Origin of the sequence: Micromonospora sp. WMMD998 (assembly GCF_029581235.1) — a bacterium.
In the GTDB taxonomy this organism is placed as follows: Bacteria; Actinomycetota; Actinomycetes; order Mycobacteriales; family Micromonosporaceae; genus Micromonospora.
Genome location: NZ_CP120740.1, coordinates 4,669,432 through 4,692,383, shown reverse-complemented (window position 1 = coordinate 4,692,383; position 22,952 = coordinate 4,669,432). Strand labels below are relative to the sequence as shown.

18 protein-coding genes are annotated in these 22,952 nt (G+C 71.2%); 8 read left to right on the top strand and 10 right to left on the bottom strand.

All coding sequences use genetic code 11. The annotated features are described in order from the left end of the window. Positions 1-95: 95 nt before the first annotated feature. The 5 genes from O7619_RS21395 (at position 96) to O7619_RS21375 (ending at position 5,737) form a co-directional block, all read left to right on the top strand. Positions 96-1,451, top strand: a complete 1,356-nt coding sequence (locus tag O7619_RS21395; RefSeq protein WP_282283015.1) for an extracellular solute-binding protein — start codon at positions 96-98, stop codon at positions 1,449-1,451. Next, positions 1,448-2,365 (top strand): sugar ABC transporter permease, encoded by a 918-nt coding sequence (locus tag O7619_RS21390; RefSeq protein WP_282283014.1) that lies wholly within the window; start codon positions 1,448-1,450, stop codon positions 2,363-2,365. Before O7619_RS21395 ends, O7619_RS21390 begins: the two co-directional genes overlap by 4 nt. After that, a complete protein-coding gene (locus O7619_RS21385; RefSeq protein WP_281588313.1) occupies positions 2,362-3,189 on the top strand; it encodes a carbohydrate ABC transporter permease in 828 nt (275 codons plus the stop codon). Before O7619_RS21390 ends, O7619_RS21385 begins: the two co-directional genes overlap by 4 nt. Positions 3,190-3,193: 4 nt before the next feature. After that, positions 3,194-4,339, top strand: coding sequence for a serine hydrolase domain-containing protein (locus tag O7619_RS21380; protein WP_282283013.1), 1,146 nt, complete (start codon positions 3,194-3,196; stop codon positions 4,337-4,339). A gap of 174 nt (positions 4,340-4,513) precedes the next feature. Beyond that, complete coding sequence (locus O7619_RS21375) at positions 4,514-5,737, top strand: multidrug effflux MFS transporter (protein ID WP_282288892.1); 1,224 nt, start codon at positions 4,514-4,516, stop codon at positions 5,735-5,737. A 54-nt stretch (positions 5,738-5,791) separates the two neighbouring features. Here O7619_RS21375 and O7619_RS21370 read toward each other — a convergent pair whose 3' ends face one another. From O7619_RS21370 to O7619_RS21360, 3 genes are all read right to left on the bottom strand, one after another. Then, positions 5,792-7,378: a beta-1,3-glucanase family protein gene (locus O7619_RS21370; RefSeq protein WP_282283012.1), complete on the bottom strand. Its 1,587-nt coding sequence runs from the start codon at positions 7,376-7,378 to the stop codon at positions 5,792-5,794. 69 nt (positions 7,379-7,447) lie between these two features. Further along, complete coding sequence (locus O7619_RS21365; protein ID WP_282288891.1) at positions 7,448-9,502, bottom strand: glycogen debranching N-terminal domain-containing protein; 2,055 nt, start codon at positions 9,500-9,502, stop codon at positions 7,448-7,450. A gap of 5 nt (positions 9,503-9,507) precedes the next feature. After that, a complete protein-coding gene (locus tag O7619_RS21360) occupies positions 9,508-9,876 on the bottom strand; it encodes an SCP2 sterol-binding domain-containing protein (RefSeq protein WP_282283011.1) in 369 nt (122 codons plus the stop codon). A gap of 107 nt (positions 9,877-9,983) precedes the next feature. Between O7619_RS21360 and O7619_RS21355 the strand changes: the two genes are divergently transcribed. Further along, positions 9,984-10,154 (top strand): hypothetical protein, encoded by a 171-nt coding sequence (locus O7619_RS21355; RefSeq protein WP_281588344.1) that lies wholly within the window; start codon positions 9,984-9,986, stop codon positions 10,152-10,154. A gap of 42 nt (positions 10,155-10,196) precedes the next feature. On the opposite strand, the gene O7619_RS21350 is transcribed toward O7619_RS21355, so the two are convergent. Beyond that, entirely contained in the window at positions 10,197-11,747 is a 1,551-nt protein-coding gene (locus O7619_RS21350) for a glycoside hydrolase family 43 protein (protein ID WP_282283010.1), read from the bottom strand. A 257-nt stretch (positions 11,748-12,004) separates the two neighbouring features. Between O7619_RS21350 and O7619_RS21345 the strand changes: the two genes are divergently transcribed. Together O7619_RS21345 and manD are read left to right on the top strand one after the other, a co-directional pair. Next, complete coding sequence (locus O7619_RS21345) at positions 12,005-13,663, top strand: cellulose binding domain-containing protein (protein ID WP_282283009.1); 1,659 nt, start codon at positions 12,005-12,007, stop codon at positions 13,661-13,663. A gap of 93 nt (positions 13,664-13,756) precedes the next feature. Next, positions 13,757-14,965 (top strand): D-mannonate dehydratase ManD, encoded by a 1,209-nt coding sequence (manD, locus tag O7619_RS21340; protein WP_282283008.1) that lies wholly within the window; start codon positions 13,757-13,759, stop codon positions 14,963-14,965. A gap of 12 nt (positions 14,966-14,977) precedes the next feature. Here the strand turns inward: manD and O7619_RS21335 are convergent, their stop codons facing one another. The 6 genes from O7619_RS21335 to O7619_RS21310 are packed head-to-tail and all read right to left on the bottom strand — an operon-like array spanning position 14,978 to position 22,901. Then, a complete protein-coding gene (locus tag O7619_RS21335) occupies positions 14,978-17,080 on the bottom strand; it encodes an alpha-glucuronidase (protein ID WP_282283007.1) in 2,103 nt (700 codons plus the stop codon). Beyond that, positions 17,077-17,766, bottom strand: coding sequence for a DUF624 domain-containing protein (locus O7619_RS21330; RefSeq protein WP_282283006.1), 690 nt, complete (start codon positions 17,764-17,766; stop codon positions 17,077-17,079). The genes O7619_RS21335 and O7619_RS21330 overlap by 4 nt, the downstream gene beginning before the upstream one ends. Continuing rightward, positions 17,763-19,310 (bottom strand): xylan 1,4-beta-xylosidase, encoded by a 1,548-nt coding sequence (locus O7619_RS21325; RefSeq protein WP_282283005.1) that lies wholly within the window; start codon positions 19,308-19,310, stop codon positions 17,763-17,765. Before O7619_RS21325 ends, O7619_RS21330 begins: the two co-directional genes overlap by 4 nt. Then, complete coding sequence (locus O7619_RS21320; RefSeq protein WP_282283004.1) at positions 19,310-20,944, bottom strand: extracellular solute-binding protein; 1,635 nt, start codon at positions 20,942-20,944, stop codon at positions 19,310-19,312. Before O7619_RS21320 ends, O7619_RS21325 begins: the two co-directional genes overlap by 1 nt. Before the next feature lie 44 nt (positions 20,945-20,988). Next, complete coding sequence (locus O7619_RS21315; protein WP_282283003.1) at positions 20,989-21,915, bottom strand: carbohydrate ABC transporter permease; 927 nt, start codon at positions 21,913-21,915, stop codon at positions 20,989-20,991. Continuing rightward, positions 21,912-22,901: an ABC transporter permease subunit gene (locus tag O7619_RS21310; RefSeq protein ID WP_282283002.1), complete on the bottom strand. Its 990-nt coding sequence runs from the start codon at positions 22,899-22,901 to the stop codon at positions 21,912-21,914. Before O7619_RS21310 ends, O7619_RS21315 begins: the two co-directional genes overlap by 4 nt. Positions 22,902-22,952: the final 51 nt, after the last annotated feature.

Genomic DNA, 22,952 nt, shown 5'->3' with positions numbered 1-22,952 from the left:
GTTGCCAACTGCTTCTTGACAGCCTCAGCTCACCCGCGCATGCTCTGCTAAATCAGTTTAGCGAAGCCGTTCCGCCGCGACATAGGAGGCCCGACGTGCCGGAGTTCCCGAGGATGACCCGCCGCCGGTTCGCAGTGCTGGCGTCACTGCTCGCCGCCGGCCTGGCCGCCACCGCCTGCAGCCCGCCCGGCGGGGAGCAGACGACGTCGAACGACGCCGACGCCAAGGTCAGCACCGAGCTGGGGTCGGAGAAGATCACCCTGGAGATGTACGCCGAAACCGGCTTCCCGCTGGCCAAGGCGCTCGCCGACGAGTTCACCAAGCAGCACCCGAACGTCACGTTCAACGTCCGCGAGGACCAGTTCACCGTCATCGTGGAGAACGCGCCCCGGGTCCTCGCCTCGGACAACGCGCCCGACATCATCCGGCTGCCCACCATGGCCGACCTGGTCAAGGACGGGCTGCTGAAGAACATGGACCCCTACTTCGAGGCGTACGGGTGGGACAGGTTCCCGGCCTCGCAACTGGTCCAGCTACGGATCGGCGAGGGTGGCGTCCGGGGCGAGGGCTCCCTGTACGGCATGGGGCTGGGCTACAGCGTGACGGGCGTGTTCTACCACAAGGACCAGGCCGCGAAGATCGGCATGACCCGGCCGCCGGCCACCGTCGCCGAGTTCGAGGACCTGCTGGCCAAGGCGAAGGCGGCGAACCTCCAGCCGATCATGCAGTTCAACAAGAACACCGCCGGCATCAACTTCCCGCACCAGGCGCTGCAGAACCAGTACGGCGACCCGGCCCGGATCGCCGACTGGATCTTCCAGAAGCCGGGTGCCACCTTCGACACCCCGGCGGCGTTGAAGGCCACCCAGACCATCCAGAAGTGGGCCCAGGCGGGCTACTTCCCGAAGGACGCGAACGCCATCGACTACACCGCGATGATGGGCGAGTTCGGCAAGGGCAACGGCACGTTCATGTTCAACGGCGACTGGGAGTCGGCGAACCTGGACAAGCAGCTCCCCGGCAAGGTCGGATTCTTCCTCTTCCCGGGTGAGACCGCCGACGCCAAGCGGGTGGCGATGTCGGCGCCGAACACCTTCGGGGTCGGCGCCAAGGCCAAGCACCCCGACGCCGCGGCGTTCTTCCTCAACTGGGTGCACACGAACGACAAGGCCCGGGAGATCTCGGTGAACGTCGGCGGCTCGTCCCCGGGTGGCCCGGCCGAGCTGTCCCTGCCGCCGGTGCAGGACGGCACCGTGCTGGCCGAGACGCTGAAGGCGTCGCAGCAGCTCGGGGCCGACAACGGCGCGGTCGACTTCACCGCCAACGCGACCGGTGGCATCTTCGCCGCGGCCATCACGCCCGAGATGCAGAAGCTGGTCGCCGGCCAGCAGACGCCCGAGGGGTACGTGAAGGCGGTCCAGGCCGAGTACGAGAAGGAACTGTCCCGGTGACCACCGCCCTCGGCTCACCCGCGCGGCCCCACCGGAAGCGGTGGGGCCGCGCGGCCCGGTGGAGCGGCTGGCTGTGGGTCCTGCCCGCGCTGCTCATGTACGGGTTCTTCGTGCTGCGCCCGCTCCTGCTCACCGTGCAGTACTCGTTCTACCGCTGGAACGGCATCGGCGCGGCGACCTGGGCGGGGCTCGACAACTACGTCACCGTCTTCACCGACCGGGACCTGCTCAAGATCATTGGGAACGCGTTCATCCTGATCATCTTCTTCAGCTTCGTCCCGGTGGCGCTGGGCCTGGTGGTCGCCAGCCTGGTCCGGCGGATCGCCACCGGGCCGGCCGGCGCGATGGTGCGTACCGTGCTCTTCCTGCCCCAGGTGATCCCCCTGGTGGCGGCCGGCATCGCGTGGAGCTGGATGATGTCCTCCAGCGGCCTGGTCAACCAGGCGCTGCGGGCCGTCGGACTGGGCTCGGTCACCCGGCCCTGGCTCGGCGAGTTCGACACCGCGCTGCCGGCCGTGGGCGTGATCGGGGCCTGGGTGATGCTCGGCCTCTGCACCATCCTGCTGGTCACCGGCATGAGCAAGATCGACCCGTCGCTCTACGAGGCGGCCCGGATGGACGGCGCCGGCTCGATCCGGGAGTTCTTCGCGGTGACCCTGCCCAGCCTGCGCCAGGAGATCGGCATCTGCCTCACGGTGACCGTCATCGCGGCGCTCGCCAGCTTCGACATCGTCTACATCTCCACCAGCGGCGGCCCGGGCATCGAGACGACCGTGCCGGGCCTGGAGATCTACCGGCTCGCCTTCTCCCAGCGGCAGGTCGGGCTCGCCTCGGCCCTGGGCGTGGTGCTGATGCTGCTGGTCCTGGTGTGCGTGCTGCCGATCCAACGGCTGACCCGGGGAGAGAAACCATGAACCTGACCGGTCGTGGTGAGCGGCTGACCGGGCGGATCTTCCTGATCGCGCTCGTGGTCGTCACCCTGCTGCCGTTCCTCAGCATGCTGTCCGCGGCCCTGCAACCGCGCGGCACCGTGCCCACCGGCCTGGCCTGGCCGTCGGACCCGCAGTGGGGCAACTTCGCCGACGCCTTCACCGCCGCGAACATGGGCGCCCTGCTGAAATCCAGCATGCTGATCGTGGCCGGGGTGGTGCCGTTCGCGGTGCTCATCGCGACCATGGCCGGCTTCGGCCTCGGCCACCTGCGGGTGCCCGGCGGCCACCTCGCCTTCGGCCTGCTGCTGCTCGGCCTCACCCTGCCCTTCGAGGCCGTGGTCACCCCGCTCTACTACCAGATCCGCGACCTGGGCCTGCTCAACACCCGATGGGCGATCATCCTGCCGCTGGTCGGCCTCTACATGCCGTTCGCGGTGTTCTGGATGCGGGCGCACTTCATCAACGTGCCACGGGAGCTGTCCGAGGCGGCCCGGGTCGACGGCAGCAACACCTGGCAGCTCTTCTGGCGGGTGCACGTGCCGCTGGCCCGCCCGGCCGTCGCGTCGCTGACCATCCTGCTGTTCCTCTGGACCTGGAACCAGTTCCTGCTCGCCATCGTCCTGGTGGACGACGCCACCAAGCGGACGATGGCCGGCGCGCTCGGCGCCTTCCAGGGACAGTGGGGGACCGACCTGGTGTTGCTCTGCGCCGGCTCGCTGCTCATCATGACCCCGACCCTCATCGTGTTCGTGATCTTCCAGCGTCAGTTCATCAAGGCCCTCCTTCAGGGCTCCGTGAAGGGATGACGAGGTGACCGACCCGCAGATCCACGGGCACGCCGACGACGGCTTCGGCCGGGTCGCCGACGTGTTCCGGGCCAACTTCGCCCGCCGCGGGGAGGTGGGCGCCGCGGTCGCCGTCCACGTCGCCGGCCGCACGGTCGTCGACCTGTACGGCGGGACGGCCGACCCCCGCTCCGGCCGGCCGTGGACCGCCGACACGCCGGCGGTCGTCTTCTCCGTCACCAAGGGGATCATGGCGATCTGCGCGTACCGGCTGGTGCAGGAGGGCCGGCTCGACCTGGACGCGCCCGTCGTCCGCTACTGGCCCGGGTTCGGCCGGCACGGCAAGGACGAGATCCCGGTCCGCTGGCTGCTCACCCACCAGGCCGGCCTGCCGGCGCTGGACCGGTCCTTCACCCTCGACGAGGTGCTCGCCTGGGACCCGGTGATCGAGGCGATCGAGGCGCAGACCCCGCTGTGGCGGCCGGGCACGGCGCACAGCTACCACGCGATGACCTACGGCTGGCTTGTCGGCGAGGTGATCCGCCGGATCACCGGGGAGTTGCCCGGCGCCTGGTTCGCCCGCACCATCGGCGAGCCGCTCGGCCTGCGTACCTGGATCGGCCTGCCGGCCGCCGAGCGCGACAGGGTCGCCTGGATGCTGGCCCCGACCGGTGAGCCCGGTCCGGCCGACCATCCGGTCGCCCAACGCGGCATCACGATGGGCGGCGCGTTCGCCTTCCCCGCCGACGACAGCGGCCTGGTCAGCTTCAACGACCCGGCCATCCAGGCCGCGCAGGTCCCGGGCGCGGGCGCGGTCAGCACCGCCGAGAGCCTGGCCCGCCTCTACGCCGCCTGCGTCGCCGGGTCCGCCGCCGGCCCGCGCCTGCTCACCCCCGCGTCCGTCGACGACGCCCTCGCCGTCCGCGCCGCCGGCCAGCAGGTGTACGGGCTGCCGGACGCCGGCCACCGCTGGGGCACCGGCTTCCTGGTGCACGCGGCGCCGCGCCCGATGCTCGGGGTACGCAGCTTCGGCCACGACGGCGCCGGCGGGCACCTGGCCTTCGCCGACGACACCCACCAGCTCGGCTTCGGCTACGTGGTGAACCAGATGGGCGGCATCGACGACGAGCGGGCCAACCTGCTCAGCGCGGCGGTGCGCGACTGCCTGTGAGCCGGGTAACCTCTCGCGCAGACGGGAATGGGGCCGGCGGGACGGGACCTGAACCCAGGTGTGACTGTCGCACCGAATCCCGCCCGGCCGCGCCCTGACCGGGCGGAGGCCACCCCGATGACCGATGTCGCCACCGACCGGCGGTCGACCGCCACCTCCATGCCCGGGGACCTGATGGGCCGGGGGCAGCGGCTGCGGCTCGTGCTGGTCCTCGGTTCGCTGATCGCGGTGGGTCCGCTGACCATCGACATGTACCTGCCCGCGTTGCCCGCCATCGTCGCGGACTTCGCGACCACCTCGGCGGCGGTCCAGCTCACCCTCACCGGTACGCTGGCCGGGCTCGCCGTCGGCCAACTGCTGATCGGCCCGCTGTCGGACGCGGTCGGGCGGCGTCGTCCGCTGATCGCCGGCCTCGTGCTGCACGTCGTGGCGTCGTCGCTCTGCGTCGTCGCGCCGAACGTCGCCGTCCTCGGGGCGCTGCGCGTGGTGCAGGGCCTCGGCGTCGCCGCCACCGCGGTGGTCGCGATGGCGGTGGTCCGCGACCTGTTCAGCGGCGCGGCGTTCGCCACCCTGCTCTCCCGGCTGCTGCTGGTGATGGGCGCGGCGCCGATCCTCGCCCCCACCCTGGGCGGGGCCGTGCTGCGCTGGACGGACTGGCCGGGGGTCTTCGTCGTCCTGGCGGTCTTCGGTGTGCTGCTGGCCGTGGTCGCCGCGTTCGGCCTGCCGGAGACGCTCCCGCCCGGGCGCCGCCGTCGCGGCGGCGTGGTCGACACCGTCCTCCTCTACGGCTCGCTGCTGCGCGACCGCGCGTTCGTGGGCCTGGTCCTGGTCGCCGGCCTGGCCATGGCAGCGCTGTTCGCGTACGTGGCCGGCTCGTCGTTCGTGCTCCAGCAGGGGTACGGGCTCGACGAGCAGCAGTTCGCGCTGGCGTTCGGCGCGGGCGCGGTGGGCCTGATCGGGGCGACCCAGTACAACGTGCGGTTGCTGCGCCGCTTCCCGCCGCAGCGCATCCTCGTGGTCTCGCTGGGCGTGGGGACCCTGGCCGGGCTGGCCCTGCTGGCCTTCGCCGCGACGAACGTCGGTGGGCTGCCCGCCCTGCTGGTGTCGTTGTGGGTGGTGCTGGCGGCAGCCGGCCTGGCGATGCCGAACGCCCCGGCGCTGGCGCTGTCCCGGCACGGCGAGGCGGCCGGCACGGCGTCCGCGCTGCTCGGCGCCGTGCAGTTCGGGGTGGGCGCGGTGGCTGCGCCGCTGGTCGGCGTGCTGGGCACCGGCGCGGTGGCGATGGCCCTGGTGGTGACCGGTGGCATGGTGGCGGCGCTGGCGGTGCTGCTGGTCGTGGTGCGGCCGTCCCGGCTCGCCGACCTGGAGCCCGCCCCGGGGGTCGTGGTCGCGCACTGACACGCGGACGGGGCCCGGCCGCCGGCCGAGCCCCGTCCGTCGTGCCGGGTGCGGTCAGCCCTTGCGCCACTTCTGGCCGGTGGTGCCGTTGCAGTCCCACAACTGGAGCCGGGCCCCGTCGGCGGTGTTGCGGTCCTTGATGTCGACGCACCTGTTGGCCTGGGGGTTGACCAGGTCACCGGCGGCGGTGAGGGTGAACTGCTGGGCCCCGGTGCCGTTGCAGGCATAGAGCTGGACGACCGCGCCGTTGGCGGTCGAGCCGCCGTCGACGTCCATGCACTTGCCGTTCTGGCTGCGCAGCGCCGAACCGCTGAACGTCCACTTCTGCGCGTTGGTGTTGTTGCAGTTCCACATCTGCAGCGGGGCGCGGTCGACGAAGTTCGAGCTGGGCACGTCGACGCACTTGTTGTTGAGGCTGCTCACCAGCGCGGTCGCGGTGCTCGTCGAGCCGCCGCCGAACGGGCTGAGGATCAGTCCGGCGGAGCGGGGGTCGCCGTCGTGCACGAGCGACTCGAACGCGCCGACGTCGTCGAAGGCGAACGCGTACGCCTTGCCGTCGGCCATGTTGGCGTGGATCAACCGGGCGTACTGGTTGGTGGGGGAGTTGCGGTAGAAGGCGGCGGCGTCGGTGCTGGGCTGGGTGTCGACCGTGCCGAGCGTGCCGCGGTTCAGCGCGGCGCAGAGCGTACGCGAGATCGGGCCGACGACCTGGTCGTTCGGCGCGGGCAGGTCGCCGTCGCAGCCCCACACGCTCGCCGACGAGGGGCGCGTGAACGAGGCGACCACCTGACCGCTGCCGTTGGTGAACGTCATGGTGGTGCCCGAGGTGCGGCCGTAGTAGCGGACGGACGGCTGGTCGGCGAAGGGCGCCACGGTGAGCGTCTTCGTGGTGTACGCGTTCCACGCGGCGGCGATGTAGGAGTCGAGGTAGGTGGCGCTGAGCAGGCCGGCGCCGGCCGCCTTGCCGGGGGCGAGCACTCGCAACACGGTGCCGTCCGAGCGGGTCTGGACGGTGTTGGCCCAGCCGGACTGGGCCCGGATCCCGTCGATGACCGCGTTGCGCCCGTTCGCCACCACGTCGCCGGTCCGCCGGGTGACGCCGTTGGACCCGGTCACGGTCACCGCGTGCGGCACCGCGAACATGTCGACCTGCGAGCTGTTCAGCCACAGGCCCGAGTCGTTGTAGGTGAACTCGCTCCAGTCGAAGAGGATGTCGCGGTTGGCGTCGCCGGCCGCCCACGGCGCGGGCTGCACGAGGCCGTCGGGCGTGAGGAGGAACGTCAGCTTCTGCCCGAGCGCGAAGTAGACGCGGCCGGAGAAGCCGCGCGGGAACCGGAGGGTGGTGCTGCCGCCGTTGCCGGGGCCGGGGATGGAGGCGTCCGGCGCCGGCGACGGCGGGATCTGCCCGCCGGTCCAGGCCACGAACGCGCCGGACGCGGTCACGTAGCCGAGCCGGCCGGTGGACAGTTGGGTGCCGATGACGTACAGGTGCACGGCGTCGGCGCGACCGGTGGTGTTGGTGACGGTGACGGGCAGCAGGCTCGGGCCGACCGCCTGCGCGGGCGCGGCCAGGGGCGGGCCGCTGCCCAGCGCGACGAGCAGGGTTGACGCGGCGGCGAGCAGCCGTTTCCGAAGACGCATGGGACACCTCGTTGGTGGCGGAGAGCGGCGGAGAGCGCTCTCTCAGCGTCTATCTGGAAACAATGTTTGTCAATACGTTTCCGGCGAATTGTCCGGCCGGTGCCGGGCGAAGGCGTCCATCCGGCCCCAGCGGCCGGGCACGTCCAGCAGGGCGATGTGGTCGAACATCGCCGGCAGCGCCGGGATCGTGGCGAGATGGTCCTCGTGTGGATCGAGGCCGAGCAGGGTGCGCAGCAGCAGCAGCGGAGCCCCGCTGGACCAGGCCTGCGGGCTGCCGGCGGTCGGATAGCGGACCGGGTAGCGGGTGGTCCGGCGGTCGAAGCCGCCGAACGCCTCCGGCAGGCGTCCATCGAAGTAGGCCGCGGCGGAGATGATGCCCTCGGCGATGCGGCCGGCCTCGTCGGTGAAGCCGTAGCGCCGCAGCCCCCAGGCGATGAAGGAGTTGTCGAAGGGCCACACGGTGCCGGTGTGGTAACCCAGCGGGTTGTAGCGGCCTTGCCCCTCGGCCAGCGTGCGGACGCCCCAACCGGAGAACAGGGCCGGGCTCATCAGATGCTCGGTCACCCGCGCGGCCCGCTCCGATGGCACGATCCCGCTCCACAACAGGTGCCCGATGTTGGAGGTCAGGCTGTCCACCGGGGTGCCGTCCGGGCCGAGGGCCACCGCGTACCAACCGCGATCCTCCAGCCAGAAATCGCGGTTGAAGCGCTCGTACAACGCCGCCGCCTCCCGTTCGAGCCGGTCGGCGAAGGCCGCGTCGTGCCAGATCTCACGCGCCAGCCGGGCCGCGCGGATCATCGCGTCGTAGGCGTACCCCTGGGCCTCGCACGTCGACCGGGGGAAGCCCGGCAACCGGCCGTCGGCGTAGGAGATGCTGTCGCAGGAGTCCTTCCAGCACTGGTTCTCCAACCCCGTCTCCACGTTGCGCCGCTGGTACGACAGGTAGCCGGCGCCGGTGAGGTCGGCGGGACCAGCCATCCAGGCCAACGCCGCGCGCGTCTCGGGTTCGAGTTCCCGGACCAGCGCGGTGTCCCCGCTCCACCGTTCGTACTCGTCGAGCAGCACCACGAACAGCGGGGTCGCGTCGACCGTCCCGTAGTACGGCGAGTGGGGCTGCTCCTCGAACGCCGCGGACTCGCCGTAGCGCAGCTCGTGCAGGATCCGCCCGGGGTCCTCCTCCAGCACGTCGTCGTCCCGCGCGCCCTGGAGCGAGGCGAGGATGCGCAACGTCGGCGGGGTCAGCGCCGGCGTGAACGGGAGGCTCTGGAGGCAGGTGAGCAGGCTGTCGCGGCCGAACAGCGTCATGAACCAGGGCAGGCCGGCCGCCGGCACGGTGGCGCCGCCGAGCGAGAGTGGCGCGAAGCGGAGCGCCGCCAGGTCGACCAGACTGCGGTGGTACACCTGCCGCAGGGTGGCGCTGTCGGTGTCCAGGGTCGGCGCCGCGGCCAGCCAGGCCCGCACGCTCTCGGGCAGGACGGACGCGTCCGACCGCAGGGCGCGGAGCCCGGCCCGCAGGTCGACGCCGTCGGGCCGCCACGCCCGCATCTCCGCTCGCAGCCGGACCGACCAGTCGGCGCCGGGTTCCAGCCGGGCCGTGAACCGGATGTCGTCGGGGGTGAACGTCGCCGGCCGGTCGGCGGTGATGACGACCTCCCGGTGGAAGGTGTCGCGGCGGTAGCCCAGCCGCAACCCGTCCGGCGCGACCTCGGTGTACAGTTCGCCGGTCTTGGCGCCGACAGCGAACTTGATCTCGAAGATGTCGGCGAAGTCGGCCGCCACCTCCAGCCGGACGTCCACCTCCCGCGGTTGCTCGCCGTAGTTGAAGACGGTGATCGACTCGGTCAGGTCGGCGTCGATGCGCCGTCGCCGGATGGCCGACACGTCCGCCTGCACGTAGTCCATCTGGCCGCCGGGGACCAGGAAGAACGCCGCCTCGAAATAGTGGCTGTCGTCCACCGACAGGGCCGTCATCCGCTCGCCGTTCACGGTGAGCACCCAGTGCGACAGGTAGCGGCTGTCGGCGGTGAACAGGCCGACCGGCGCGGCCGTCGAGGACTCGATGTCGCCGGAGCTGTCCGACACGATGAACGTGTTGCCGTCGATGCACGACACCGTGCCCGGCACGTCCTTCATCCCGCACCACCGTCGGGCCCGTCCGGCCGGGCGCCCGCCTCCGCCCGCGACGGGAAGAGCCGCCCGATCCGCAGGGCCAGGGCGAGATCCCCGTCGACCAGGATCTCGCCCCGGGCGATCGCGGCCAGCCCGTTCATCCCGCCCGCCGCCATCGCCTCCGCGGTCCGCTCCGAGGTGGTGATGACCGTCGAGGCGGGGCCGGCGTCGTGACTGACGCGAAGGTGCCCCCGGTCGATGTCGAGTCGCCAGTGCCGCAGGCCGCCGTCGCCGCGGATGTCGATCCGGACGCTTCCGCAGACCTTGCCGAGCCGGGTGTCGTACCCCATCGCCGACAACTGGTCGAAGAAGGCGTCGGCCGACGTCATCTGGCCTCCTCGGGAGCGGCTGCCGGAGCGCTCGGCGGGTACCCCCTGCGCCGGCACGCTAACCTGCTCGTCGGGCGACGCCGGTGGTCTCGTCCGATAATGGGTCGATGACGAATCCCGATCTCGACCCCGAGGTGTACCCGCCGTTGGACCCACGCGAGGACGTGCCGGACGATCCGGGTGAGCTCCTTCCGGAGACGCCCGACGAGCTGCCGGAGGCGCCCGTCGAGCCGATGCCCGACGACGGGGAGCCCGGAGGCGTCCCCGAACCGGCCTGACCCGCGGCCGGCGGCCCCGCGCCGGTCCGCCGACCACGCCCGCTACGCCGAGGGCCGCTGCTCGAACCAGTCGAACGCGGCGGTGCCGGCCGTCACGTACATGCCGATGACCCGCCCGGTGAAGCCGGCCGCGACCTCCGTGGACAGGTAACGGCCGTCGAGTTCGGCCAGCAGGTGGGTGCCGTCGGCGGTGGCCACCTCGAACGTGACCATGTCGCAGCCGGCGGGCCGTACGCCGAGGGGCGCGGCGCCGGCCACCGGCTCGGCGGCCGAGGTCACGGTCGGCGGGCGGAGGTCGTGGGTCCGGGTGGCGACGGTCAGGACGAGCGGACCGGCGTCGACCGCGAGCGTGGCGAAGACCTGGTGGAACGGCCCGACCCGGCCGACGACCCGCACGGTGCCGTCCCGGACCTCCAGGTCGTAGTGGTGTGCCTCGTCGATCCGGATGGTGAGCCCGGCGGTGCCGCCACCCGGGTCCAGGCGTGCGCTGGCGCGGCAGTCGTGGTGCCGCTGGCGCATTCCCACGATCGTCGCGCCGGCGCGGTCGAGGGTCGTCCCGGTGGCGTGCAGGGTCAGCCATCCGGGCCGGTCGGTGAGCGACCAGGCCGCGTCGGGCCGGGAGCGGGGCGAGATCCACTCCGGGGCGAGGACCGCCGAGTCGAAGTCGTCGCGGTGTGGACCGGCGTCGGCCCGGGGCGCGCGGGCCGGGGCGGTGCCGGCGGGCGCGGGGCTGACCTCCTGGACGGGGTCGACGACCGGCCAGCCGTCGACCCAGCGCACCGGCGCGAGGAAGGTCTCCCGGCCGAGGACGTGGTAGGGCGGCCACTGCCCCCGGGCCCGGATGCCGAGCAGGAACATCCACCAACTGCCGTCGGCGGCCTGGACCAGGTCGGCGTGCCCGGTGGCCTGCACCGGCCGGTCGGTGCCGCGGTGGGTGAGGATCGGGTTGGCCGGCGCCGGCGCGAACGGGCCCCGGGGGCTGCGCGACCGGGCGACCGAGACGGCGTGGCCGGTGTGCGTGCCGCCCTCGGAGAGCAGCAGGTACCACCAACCGTCGATCGGGTAGAGGTGTGGGGCCTCCGGATACTGGCCGCCGGTGCCCGACCACAGGTGGATCGGGCCCTCCAGGACCCGGCCCCGCTCCGGGTCGATCCGGTAGAGGTCGACACCCGAGGTGGTGAGCCAGCAGTTGCCCTCCTCGTCCCAGGCCAGCGACGGGTCGACGTGCGGCAGGTCGAACCAGACCGGCTCGGACCAGGGGCCGGTGGGATCCGGCGCGGAGACGATGAGGTGCCGGCCCACGCTGACGTTCGTGGTGACCACCCAGAACCGGCCGTCGTGGTGGCGGATGGTGGGCGCGAAGATGCCCTGGGACGCCACGGTGTCCGGCGGGAGCGGTAGCTGGCTCGGCCGGTCCAGGACGTTGCCGATCTGCCGCCAGTTGACCAGATCCCGGCTGTGCAGCAGCGGCACCCCCGGGGCGTACTCGAAGCTGGAGCAGACCAGGTAGTAGTCCTCCCCGACCCGGCAGACGCTCGGGTCGGGGTAGAAGCCGGGCACGACCGGATTGCGGTAGGACGAGCCTGCGGACACGAGCGACCACCCCCGACGAAATGTTCACGATAACGTCAGACGTCTTGACGCCGCTGACCCATCCACGAAACCCTATGGCCCTGGGACGGCGACCGCGGGGAGTCCGGTGGCCGACCCCATGCGGTACCTCGAACGTCATGGTGCGACGGGCAGCACCTTGTTAGCGCTAACAGCGCAGCGCTCGCGCGCCCTGTCGCCTCACGTGCGTCCCGGCGAGCGGTGCGCCACCTGCTCCGAAAGGGATGGTAGGCATGAGGATGCTCGCTCGCGGTCGCCGGACGGCCACCGCGCTCGCGGCCGGACTGCTGCTGGTGACGGCCGGAGCCGCCACCGTGCTGCGCACACCCGAGGCGCTCGCCCTCGACAACGGTGCGGCTCGTACGCCGCCGATGGGGTGGAACAGTTGGAACACGTTTGGTTGCAACATCAGTGAGTCGTTGATCCGGCAGATGGCTGATGCGATGGTCAGTTCGGGGATGCGGGATGCCGGGTATCAGTATGTGGTGGTGGATGATTGTTGGATGAATCCGAATCGGGATTCGGCGGGGAATTTGCAGGGGGATCCGGGTCGGTTTCCGTCGGGGATGAAGGCCCTGGGTGACTACATTCATGCGCGGGGGTTGAAGTTCGGGATCTATCAGGGTCCGTTGACGAAGACGTGTGCGCAGTATTTCAACAGTTATCCGGGGTCGACGGGGGCGCAGGGGCATGAGGTGCAGGACGCGCGGCAGTTCGCGGCGTGGGGGGTGGATTATCTGAAGTATGACTGGTGTTCGCCGTCGGGGTCGATCGATGAGCAGGTGCGGGTGTTCAACCTGATGCGGGATGCTCTGGCGGGGACGGGTCGGCCGATCGTGTACAGCATCAACTCCAACAGTGTGCACTCGAAGACGGGTCCGCAGCGGGACTGGGGTGATGTGGCGAACATGTGGCGGACCACGGAGGACATCACGAACACGTGGAACTCGGGTCAGACCAACGGGTATCCGATGGGGATTCAGAATATTGTGGACGTGACGGTGCCGCTTGCGGGGCGGGCGAAGCCGGGGGCGTTCAACGACATGGACATGTTGGAGGTGGGTCGGGGTGGGATGACCGACACGGAGATGCGGAGTCATTTCGCGTTGTGGGCAGTGATGGCGTCGCCGTTGATCGCGGGTAATGATCTGCGGAACATGAACGCGGCGACGCAGGCGATTCTGAAGAATCCGACGTTGATCGGGATCAGTCAGGATGCGTTGGCGTTGCAGGCGGCGCAGGTGTCGTTCGACGGTACCCGTCGGGTGTTGGCGAAGCGGTTGGCCAACGGTGATGTGGCGGTGGCGTTGTTCAACCAGGGCAGTGGCACCACCACGATCTCCACCACCGCGGCGGCCGTCGGGCTGTCGGGCAGCTCCTTCACGCTGCGCGACGCGTGGACCAACACCACCTCCAGCAGCACCGGCGCGATCTCGGCGAGCGTGCCCGGCCACGGCACCGTCGTCTACCGGGTCAGCGGCGGGTCCGGCAGCCCCAGCCCCACGCCGACCCCGACCACCACGCCGACCACCAGCCCGTCGCCCACCGCCTCGCCGACCACCCCACCGCCGCCCACCGGCGCCTGCCAGGTCACCTACGCGATCGCCGGCCAGTGGCCGGACGGGTTCCAGGGCGACGTGACGGTCCGCAACACCGGAACCAGCGCCGTCAACGGGTGGACCCTGCGGTGGTCCTTCGCCAACGGCCAGCAGATCAACCAGGCGTGGGGCGCCACCTACACCCAGAGCGGCGGGCAGGTCACCGCCACGAACGTCGCCTACAACGGCGCCATCAGCCCGGGCGGCACCGTGACCTTCGGCTTCCTCGCCGGCTGGTCCGGCGGCAATGCCAAGCCGACCGCGTTCACCCTCAACGGCCAGAGCTGCGACGTCGCCTGACCCGATGGGGGCGGGGGAGCGGTCGCGGCGCAACGCCACGACCGCTCCCCGGCCCGAATCGACCTTGACCGATCACTCGGGGATAATGGACGGATGAGGATCGTCGACGCACGGGTGATCGTGTCCTGCCCCGGCCGCAACTTCGTGACCCTGAAGATCCTCACCGACGACGGCGTCACCGGCGTCGGCGACGCCACCCTCAACGGCCGGGAACTGGCCGTCGCGTCCTACCTGCGCGACCACGTCGTGCCGCTGCTGATCGGGCGCGACCCGGCCCGCATCGAGGACACCTGGCAATACCTCTACCAGGGAGCGTACTGGCGGCGCGGGCCGGTCACCATGAGCGCCATCGCGGCGGTCGACACCGCGCTGTGGGACATCAAGGGCAAGGTCGCCGGGCTGCCGGTCTACCAGCTCCTCGGCGGCCGGTCCCGGGAGGGCGTGACGGTCTACGGCCACGCCAACGGGGAGACCGTCGACGAGGTGCTCACCGAGGTCGCCCGCTTCGTCGACCTCGGCTACCGCGCGGTGCGCGTGCAGTGCGGCGTGCCCGGCCTGCCCCGCACCTACGGCGTCAGCGCCGACAAGATGTTCTACGAGCCGGCCGACGCCGCGCTGCCGACGGAGACGACCTGGTCCACCGAGGCGTACCTGGCGCACGTGCCGACGGTGTTCGCCCGGGTCCGCGACGAGTTCGGCCCCACCCTCCGGCTGCTGCACGACGTGCACCACCGGCTCACCCCGATCGAGGCGGCCCGGCTCGGCAAGAGCCTGGAACCGTACGCGCTGACCTGGATGGAGGACCCGGTCCCGGCGGACCTGCCGGAGGGCTTCCGGCTCATCCGGCAGCACACCACCACGCCGATCGCCGTCGGCGAGGTCTTCAACAGCGTCTGGGACACCGCCCAGCTCATCCGGGAACAGCTCATCGACTACGTCCGCACGACAGTGGTCCACGCCGGCGGTCTCACCCACCTGCGCCGCATCTTCGACCTCGCCGCGCTGCACCACGTCCGCAGCGGCTCGCACGGCGCCACCGACCTCTCCCCGGTCTGCATGGCCGCCGCGCTGCACCTGGACCTCGCCATCCCCAACTTCGGCCTCCAGGAATACATGCGGCACACCGCGCTCACCGACGAGGTCTTCCCGCACGGCTACCACTTCGACGACGGCTACCTGCATCCCGCCGAGACCCCCGGCCTCGGCGTGGACATCGACGAGGAGGCCGCGGCCCGCTACCCGTACGCGCCGGCCTACCTGCCGGTGAACCGGTTGACCGACGGCACCGTCCACCCCTGGTGAGCGCGTCCGGGGTCAGTGGATACGGCGACCGTGGGCGTCCGGCACCCCCGACTTGCGGAAAAAGTACGTGTTGACCTGGTCCCGCCACTCGACGGCGCTGCGGAACTGCTCGTCGAGGCGTTCGGCCACCCGCTCGTACGCCGCCGGCGCGACCGCCCCGGCGAGCGCCTGCCACCGCCGGCGCATCGCCGCCACCTCCTCGACGCCGGCGAAGTGCGTGTCGTAGATGTGCTGGATCACGGTGCGCCCGCTGTGCAGGACGTGCCGGTAGGGGACGTGGTGGAAGAAGAGCAGCAGCTCGTCCGGGCACCGCTCGAGCGACTCGTACACGTCCGACCACGGCTTCGGATACTGGCCGGTGAACCCGGTCCCGGTCGCCCGGGTGCGGTCCACCCCGACGCCGTCGCGGTCGGCGAAGTGGTAGGTGCCCCACGCGGTGTACTCGTACCCGTCCACGTCCGGACCGTAGTGGTGTCCGGGGCGGACCATGAACCCGACGCCCAGCGGCGCGGTGTAGCGCTCGTAGGTGCGCCAGGAGTCGTCCATGATCTCGTGCAGCGTCCGGCGCACCAGCTCCGGGTCGCCGGTGGTCGTCGGCAGCCAGGTCAGCTCGATCCATTCGTCGAGGATCGCGCCGGGGTCCAGCCGGGGATCCCAGGCGAGCCGGCCGAAGGCGTACAGATTCGCCTGGGCCAGCGGATGTCCGGTCCAGAACGGGTCGTCGCCCACGTTGGCGACCGCGACCAGGCCGCCACCGGCGTCCCCGGCGACCACGTCGGCGACCGTTGCGCCGCCCTCGCCCCACGGCGGGAACCGCAACACCTCGGCCCACCACGGGCCGAGGTGGCAGACGTGCCGCTGCTGGCCCGTGTACTCCTGCGTCACCTGCAACTCCACCGCCACCCGGGTGGCCGGCATGGCGGCGATCACCGGTGACACCGGCTCGCGCACCTGGAAGTCCACCGGACCGAACTTCACCTGGAGGATCACGTTGTCCCGGAACCGCCCGTCGAGCGGGGTGAAGTGGTCGTGGGCGGCCCGGGCCCGGTCCGTCGACCGGTCCCGCCAGTCCTGGTGGTGGTTGTAGACGAACGCCCGCCAGCGCACCACGCCGCCGTGCGGGGCGAGCGCGTCGGCGAGCAGGTTCGCGCCCTCGGCGTGGTCGCGCCCGTAGGTGAACGGTCCCGGTCGGCCCTCGGAGTCGGCCTTCACCAGATAGCCGCCGAAGTCCGGGATCCGCTGGTAGACCCGCTGGGTGGCGGCGACCCACCAGGCCCGCACCCGGTCGTCGAGCGGATCGGCGGTGGGCAGGCCGCCGAGGACCACCGGGGCGGCGAAGGTCACCGCCAGGTGCACCCGGACGCCGTACGGGCGGAGCACGTCCGCGATCTCGGCCACGTCGTCGAGGCGGTCGGTCAGCAGCCGCGCCTCGGTGTCGTGCACGTTGACGTTGTTCACCGAGATCGCGTTGACACCGCAGGCGGCGAGCAGACGCCCGTAGTCGCGCAGCCGGGCCGGGTCGCGCCGGGCGGCGCCGTCGCGCCAGAAGATCGAGCCGCCGGCGTAGCCGCGCTCGATCTGACCCGACACCGGGTGCACGGCCACGTTGTCCCAGTGGTCGAGCATCCGCCGGGCCAGGGCGGGCTGGTGCCGCCGTGCGGGACGGTCGTCGTCGAACGCCGCCGCGCCGAGCCGGACCACGTGGAACAGCCCGTACAGCAGGCCGGCCGGCGCGTCGGCCAGCACCACCGTCACGCCGTTCACCCGGGCCAGCAGGAAGCCCTCGTCGCCGAGGGAACCGTTGCCGACGCCGTCCACGGCCGGCGTCGCGCGGAGCCGGGCCGCCTCCGCCGCCGCGTTCGCCACCGGACCGTCGTCGCGCGACGCGAGCACCAGGTCGGCGTCGACGTCCCAGGGCGGGGAGTGCCAGACCCGGCCGCCGTACCTGGCGCAGGCCCGCGTCACCTCGTCGAGGACGGTGTCGACGAGCGGGCCGCCGCCGTGCACCAGCACGTCCCGCGAACCGAGGGCCCGGAACGCCTCCGGCGGCAGCCAGGCGGCGTGCCAGGTCAGCTCGCCGGGGTCGGCGGACGCCTGGCCGGTGGGAACGCTCACGAGGTGAAATCCCTCCGGACGTCGTCGATCATCGGCTCGTTGATCCGCAGCAGCGCCAGCACGACGAGCGCGGCGAGCAACGCGAGCACCGCCTCGGACAGGACCGCGGTGACGCCGGCGACCGCGGCCAGCAGCACGGCGTTGCCGAACGTGACGCCCGGCCGGCGGACCAGGAAGTACAGGGCCAGCCGGACCGCGTCGCGGGTGCGGAAGTCGAACAGCGAGACGATCACCAGGGCGTTGACCCCGGCCAGCACCACCCCCGCCCCGACCAGCGCCAGCGGCGCCGCCCACCAGCCCGGTACGGCCGCGGCGGGCAGGTGGGCGAGGTTCACCGCGATGACGGCCAGCCACAGCAGCGTCGGCGCCCAGACCCGCAGCACGCCCGGCAGGTTGGCCCGGTAGGCCCGGCGGAACGCGGCGGCGGGGCGCAGGTCGGTCAGGTCGGAGCGCTGGTGGCGCAGGGTGTACAGGGCGGCCGAGACGGCCGGGCCGACCGGCAGCAGCGCGAGCGCGACCAGGGGAAGGTTGCTGGCGTCGCGGTCGAGCAGCACCAGCGCGACCAGCCCGGGCAGCACGCCGAGCAGCAGCCACAGCTCCACCGCGAGCAGCGTGTAGACGACCGCGGCGGCCCGCGACAACGGCCCGTCGCCGAACTCCCGCCGGCTCCCCACCGCGTCGCTCACGGCCGCGCCTCGGGCGCCGCGCCGGCCGGCTCGTCGGCCGGGTCGAGCAGCCGGTCGTCCCACCACGGCGGGGTCTCGTCCACCACCGGGGTCAGCTCGACGAGGGTCACCTCGTGCCGGCCGAGGGTCAGGTCGAGGTCGACCCGCCCGGCGGTGACCGGCAGGGCCCGGTGACTGCGGGCCGGCTCGGCGGTCTCCCGCAACACGTCGAGCTGCCGGGGGAGGGGCGACTGCGGGCTGCCCAACTCCCGCCAGGCCGCCCAGACGTTGCCGGCGTCCTCGCTCACCGACGAGCGGAGTTGGAACGCCGACGCGGTGCCCGGCGGACCGAGCGGCACCGACAGCGCGAGGGTGTGCCGCTCGGGCGACGGCTCCCGGCCGGTGACGTCCACCGGCGCCCAGGCCAGCACCGCGACCCGGCCGTCCGGGTGCCGGGTGACGAGATGGTCCGGCCCGCGGGCGAGCACCGCGTCGCCGAGCCGGGCCATGAAGGCGTACAGGTGGTAGGTGGGTTTCTTGACCTGCCGATGGGTGAGCAGGCCGAAGCCGCCGTGCATCAGCGCGGTGGGCACCCCGGCCTCCTCGAACACGTCGCTGAAGGTCCAGTAGGAGAAGGAGTCGACCAGGTCCCCGCCGCCGGCCAGCACCGGCGCGAGGTAGGCGGCGTGGAAGGCGGTGTCGTGGATCGGGTTGTCCGGCCGGTAGGAGGAGTTGAACTCGGTGATGTGCACCGGGAGGTCGGCGAGCGCGGTCCCGGCCAGGTGCCGGCGGGGCGCGGCGAACTGGTCGAGCAACTCCGTCGCCGGGGCCAACGCCTGCCGGGTGCCGAACGGCACGTGCCGCGCCGGGCCCGAGGTGTAGGCGTGCCGGCTGACGAAGTCGACGGGCACCCCGCGGTCGGTGACGAACTCGGCGAACGGTTCCCACCACTCGTCGGCCCCGGGGGAGATGGCCGGGCCGCCGACCTGGAGCGCCGCGTCGACCTCCTTGACCGCGTGCGCCGACACCTCGTACAGGCGGTGGTAGGCGGCCCGGTCGGCGTCCTGCCAGAAGTCGGTCAGGTTGGGCTCGTTCCACACCTCGATCGGCCAGCCGCGTACCTCGTCGAGGCCGTACCTGTCGACCAGGTGGGCCACCGTGGCCCGGACCAGGTCGCCCCACTCGGTGAGGCTGCGCGGTGGCGTGACGTTGCCCCGCCACCAGAACACCGTCTGCTCGCCGGAGGCGAGCGCCGAGGGCATGAAGCCCAGCTCCACGAACGGCCGGATGCCCAGGTCGAGGTACGCGTCGACGACCTGGTCGACGTACGTGAAGGCGTGCCGGACCCGGCGTTCGCCCCGGTGCTCGTACGGGCGGTGCACCCCGACGCCGTCACTGAGCAGGCCGTGCCCGCGGATGTGCCGGAAGCCGATCTCCCGCTGCACGAGCGCCAGCGAGTCCTGATAGTCGCGCCGAAGGGCCAGGTCGAACCGCCCGGTGCCGACGCACGCGCGCCAGGCTCCGGGCAGCCGACCGGTGGGCCGCTCGGGAACGGTGACCCGCATCAGCCGTGGTTCTTGCGGTACCGCTCGTACGCCTTGTTGACCAACTCGGTGTACGCCTCCGCGTTCTTGCCCTTCAGTTCGGCGACGTAGGCGTCCCATTCGCTCAGCGGCCGTTGGCCGAGCGCGAACTTCAGCGTGTTCGCGGTGACGTGGTCCTTGAGCGCGGTGGCCCACAGCGTGGTCTGCTCCCGCTCCTCGTCGCTGAGCGGCGCGGGCGGCGGGGTCACCCAGGGCGCGGGCTTGCGGGCGTTCATCTCCTTCTGGAACTCCAGTTCCTCGGGGGAGAAGAACGACTGCACCAGATCGAGCTTGCCGCCGTAGGCGAAGACGCCGTTGTAGAAGCCGAAGTCCTTCTGGAGGTGCTTGCTGCCGGTGGGGTTGAGCCCGAGCACGTCGACGTCCGGCGCGAGCGTGCGCTTGCCCGAGGCGTCCCGGGAGTACGTGGTGCCCTCGACGCCCCACTTGGCGAACTCCTCGCCGGCGTCGGAATACCAGAGCCAGTCGATGAACTGCATCATGGCCACGAAGTTCTTGCTGTCCCGGGCCTTGCTGGAGATCATCACGCCGTTCTCCAGCCGGCTCGCCGGATTGACCGGACCGGCCGGGCCGATCGGGAACATGATCTTCCCGAAGCGGGCCTTCGGGTTGAGCTTCGCGCTGTCCGGGCGGTAGTCGTTCACGATGGACTGCGCGTTGGCGCTGATCACGAACGACTTGCCGCTGGCGAGCTTCTGGCGGGCCTGGTCGTCGGTCTGGGTGAACGTCTCGGGGTCGAGCAGCCCCTCGGCGACCAGCTTGTGGAGATACTCCACCACCTGACGCCACCGGTCCGAGCCGCCGGTGAAGACGTACTTGCCCGCGCTGTCGTCCCAGCTCGTCGGCTGGTAGTTCCAGCCGCCGCCCTGGAGGCCGTACGCGAGGGCGAGCATGTTCAGCAGGTTGCCGGCCGGGTTGGGCTTGCCGAACCGGTCGGAGAAGGGATAGAGGTCCGGATGGGCCGCCTTCATCGCCTTGAGCATCGTGTAGACCTCGTCCCACGTGGTCGGCGACGGGATCTTCAGCTCCTCCAGGACGTCGGTGCGGACCGCGAGCGTGTAGTCCTGCCACGGCTTCTCGTGCAGGCCGGGCAGCAGGTAGAACTTGCCGTCCTCCTGCCGAAGCGTGTCCATCTCCGGCTGGAGGTTCCACTTCTCCAGCTTTTCCTTGAAGTGCGGCATCAGGTCGAGGTAGTCGCTGACCGGGAGGATGGCGCCCGAGGAGACGTACTGGTTCTCCTGCGGGTGGTAGGTCTTCGGGATGATGAGCGGGGCGTCGCCGGAGCCGACGAGCACGCTGCGCTTCTGCTCGTAGTCGCTGAGCGGGACCGCCACCGGGTCCAGCTTGACGTTCGTGCGCTTGGCCAGCTCGCTCCAGAACAGCCAGTCGGTCTTGAGCGGATAGTTCGGGTGGTTGTTGTAGAGGATCGAGAAGGTGAGCGGCTCGCTGGCGGTGAACTGGTCCCCGACGCCGTACTTGTCCATCGCGCCCGCGCGGTTGCGGTCGAGGTCCTTCTTGTCGGGGGCGTCGTCGCCGCAACCGGCCAGGGAGACGACGGCGGCCGCGCCGGTGGCGAACAGCACCTGGCGTCGGGACATCTGGACCATGGTGTTCCTTCCGTGGTAAGGCGGTGCGTGCGCGGCTATCCCTTGACGGCGCCGAGCATGATTCCGGAGACGAAGTAGCGCTGGATGAACGGATAGACCGCGAGGATCGGCAGGACCGTCAGCACGATGGTCACGGACTGGATGGTGGCGGCGGACTGCACGACGTCGCTGGCGCTGCCGAGGCCGCCGCCGGTCTGCGTGGCGTCGGTCGCGCCGGCCAGCAGGTTGCGGAGATAGACGGTCACCGGGAGCAGGTCCTGCCGGTCCATGTAGAGGAACGCGGCGAACCAGGAGTTCCAGAACGAGACGGCGTAGAACAGGACCATGGTGGCGACCATCGCCTTGGACAGGGGCAGCACGATCCGCAGCAGCGTGCCGTAGGTGTTCAGCCCGTCGACCGCGGCGGCCTCCTCCAACTCGACCGGCAGGCTCTCGAAGAACGCCTTCATCACCAGCAGGTTGAACACGTTGATGGCGTTCGGCAGCGCGATCGCCCAGACGCTGTTCTTCAGCCCGAGGCTGGTGACCAGGACGTAGTTGGGGATCAGGCCGCCGGTGAAGAACATGGTGAACACGGCGATCCCGACCAGCGCGGTGCGGCCCCGCAGGTGCTTCTTCGACAGCACGTACGCGTAGCAGGTGGTCAGCACGACGGAGATGATCGTGGCGACCACGGTGTAGAAGACGGTGTTGCGGTAGCTGATCCAGAACGTCGGGTCGGACATCACCACCCGGTAGGCGGTGAGGTTGAAGCCGCGCGGCACCAGATTGACCTCACCCGCGACGATGTACGCGTTGTCGCTGAGCGAGCGGGCCACGATGGTGAGGAACGGATACACCGTCACCACCACGACGGCGGTCAGGACGACGGCGTTGACCGCCTGGAAGATCCGGTAGCCCCGGGTGGGTCGGGGACCCCGCGGCCGGCTCGCCCGCCCCCGTGCGCGGGCGGCCGTGGTCACCACAGGCTCGTCCCCACCGTGCGTCGCGAGATCGCGTTCGCGGACAGCACGAGCGTCAGCCCGATCACGGCCTCGAACAGGCCGATCGCGGCGGCGTAGCTCAGGTTGCCGGAGACGATGCCCACCCGGTAGAGGTACGTGGAGATCACGTCCGCCGTCGGGTAGGTGAGCGGGTTGTAGAGCAACAGGATCTTCTCGAAGCCGACCGCCATGAACGTGCCGATGTTGAGGATGAGCAGCGTCATCATCGTCGGCCGGATGCCGGGCAGCGTGACGTGCCAGGTCTGCCGCCACCGGTTGGCGCCGTCGATCCGGGCCGCCTCGTAGAGGTCGCCGTCGATGGTGGTGAGTGCGGCGAGGTAGAGGATGGTGCCCCAACCCACGGTCTGCCAGACCTCGGACGACACGTAGATCGTGCGGAACCACTCGGCCTGCTGGAGGAACTGGACCGGTTTTCCGCCCACGGCGCCGACCATCTGGTTGACCGTGCCGTCCACCGACAGCAACTGCATGACCATGGCGGCCACGATCACGATCGACAGGAAGTGCGGCAGGTAGGACACCGACTGGACGAATCGCTTGAGGACGCGACTGCGGACCTCGTTGAGCAGCAGCGCGAGCACGATCGGCAGCGGGAAGCAGAACAGCAGGGTCAGCGCGCCCAGCACGAGCGTGTTGGTGAAGACGCTCCAGAACGTCGGGTCGGTGAAGAACAGCCGGAAGTAGCGCAGGCCGGTCCAGTATTCGCCGAAGAGGCTGCCGCCGGGCTGGAAGCGCCGGAAGGCGATCACGTTGCCGAGCATCGGCAGGTAGCGGAACGTCAGGAAGAACAGCAGCGGCCCGACCGCGAGCGAGTAGAGCTGCCAGTCCCGGCGCAGGGCCCGCCGCCAGGGTGGACGTCCGGGCCGGCGGCCGGGGGCGCGCGTCGTCCGGGGCGACGTGCCGGGCCGCGCGTCGGGCGCCGGCCGCACGGTTTCGGACAACACCCGCACCCTCCCTGTCCGGAGCGCGCGACCGATACTTTCCGGTAATGCCCC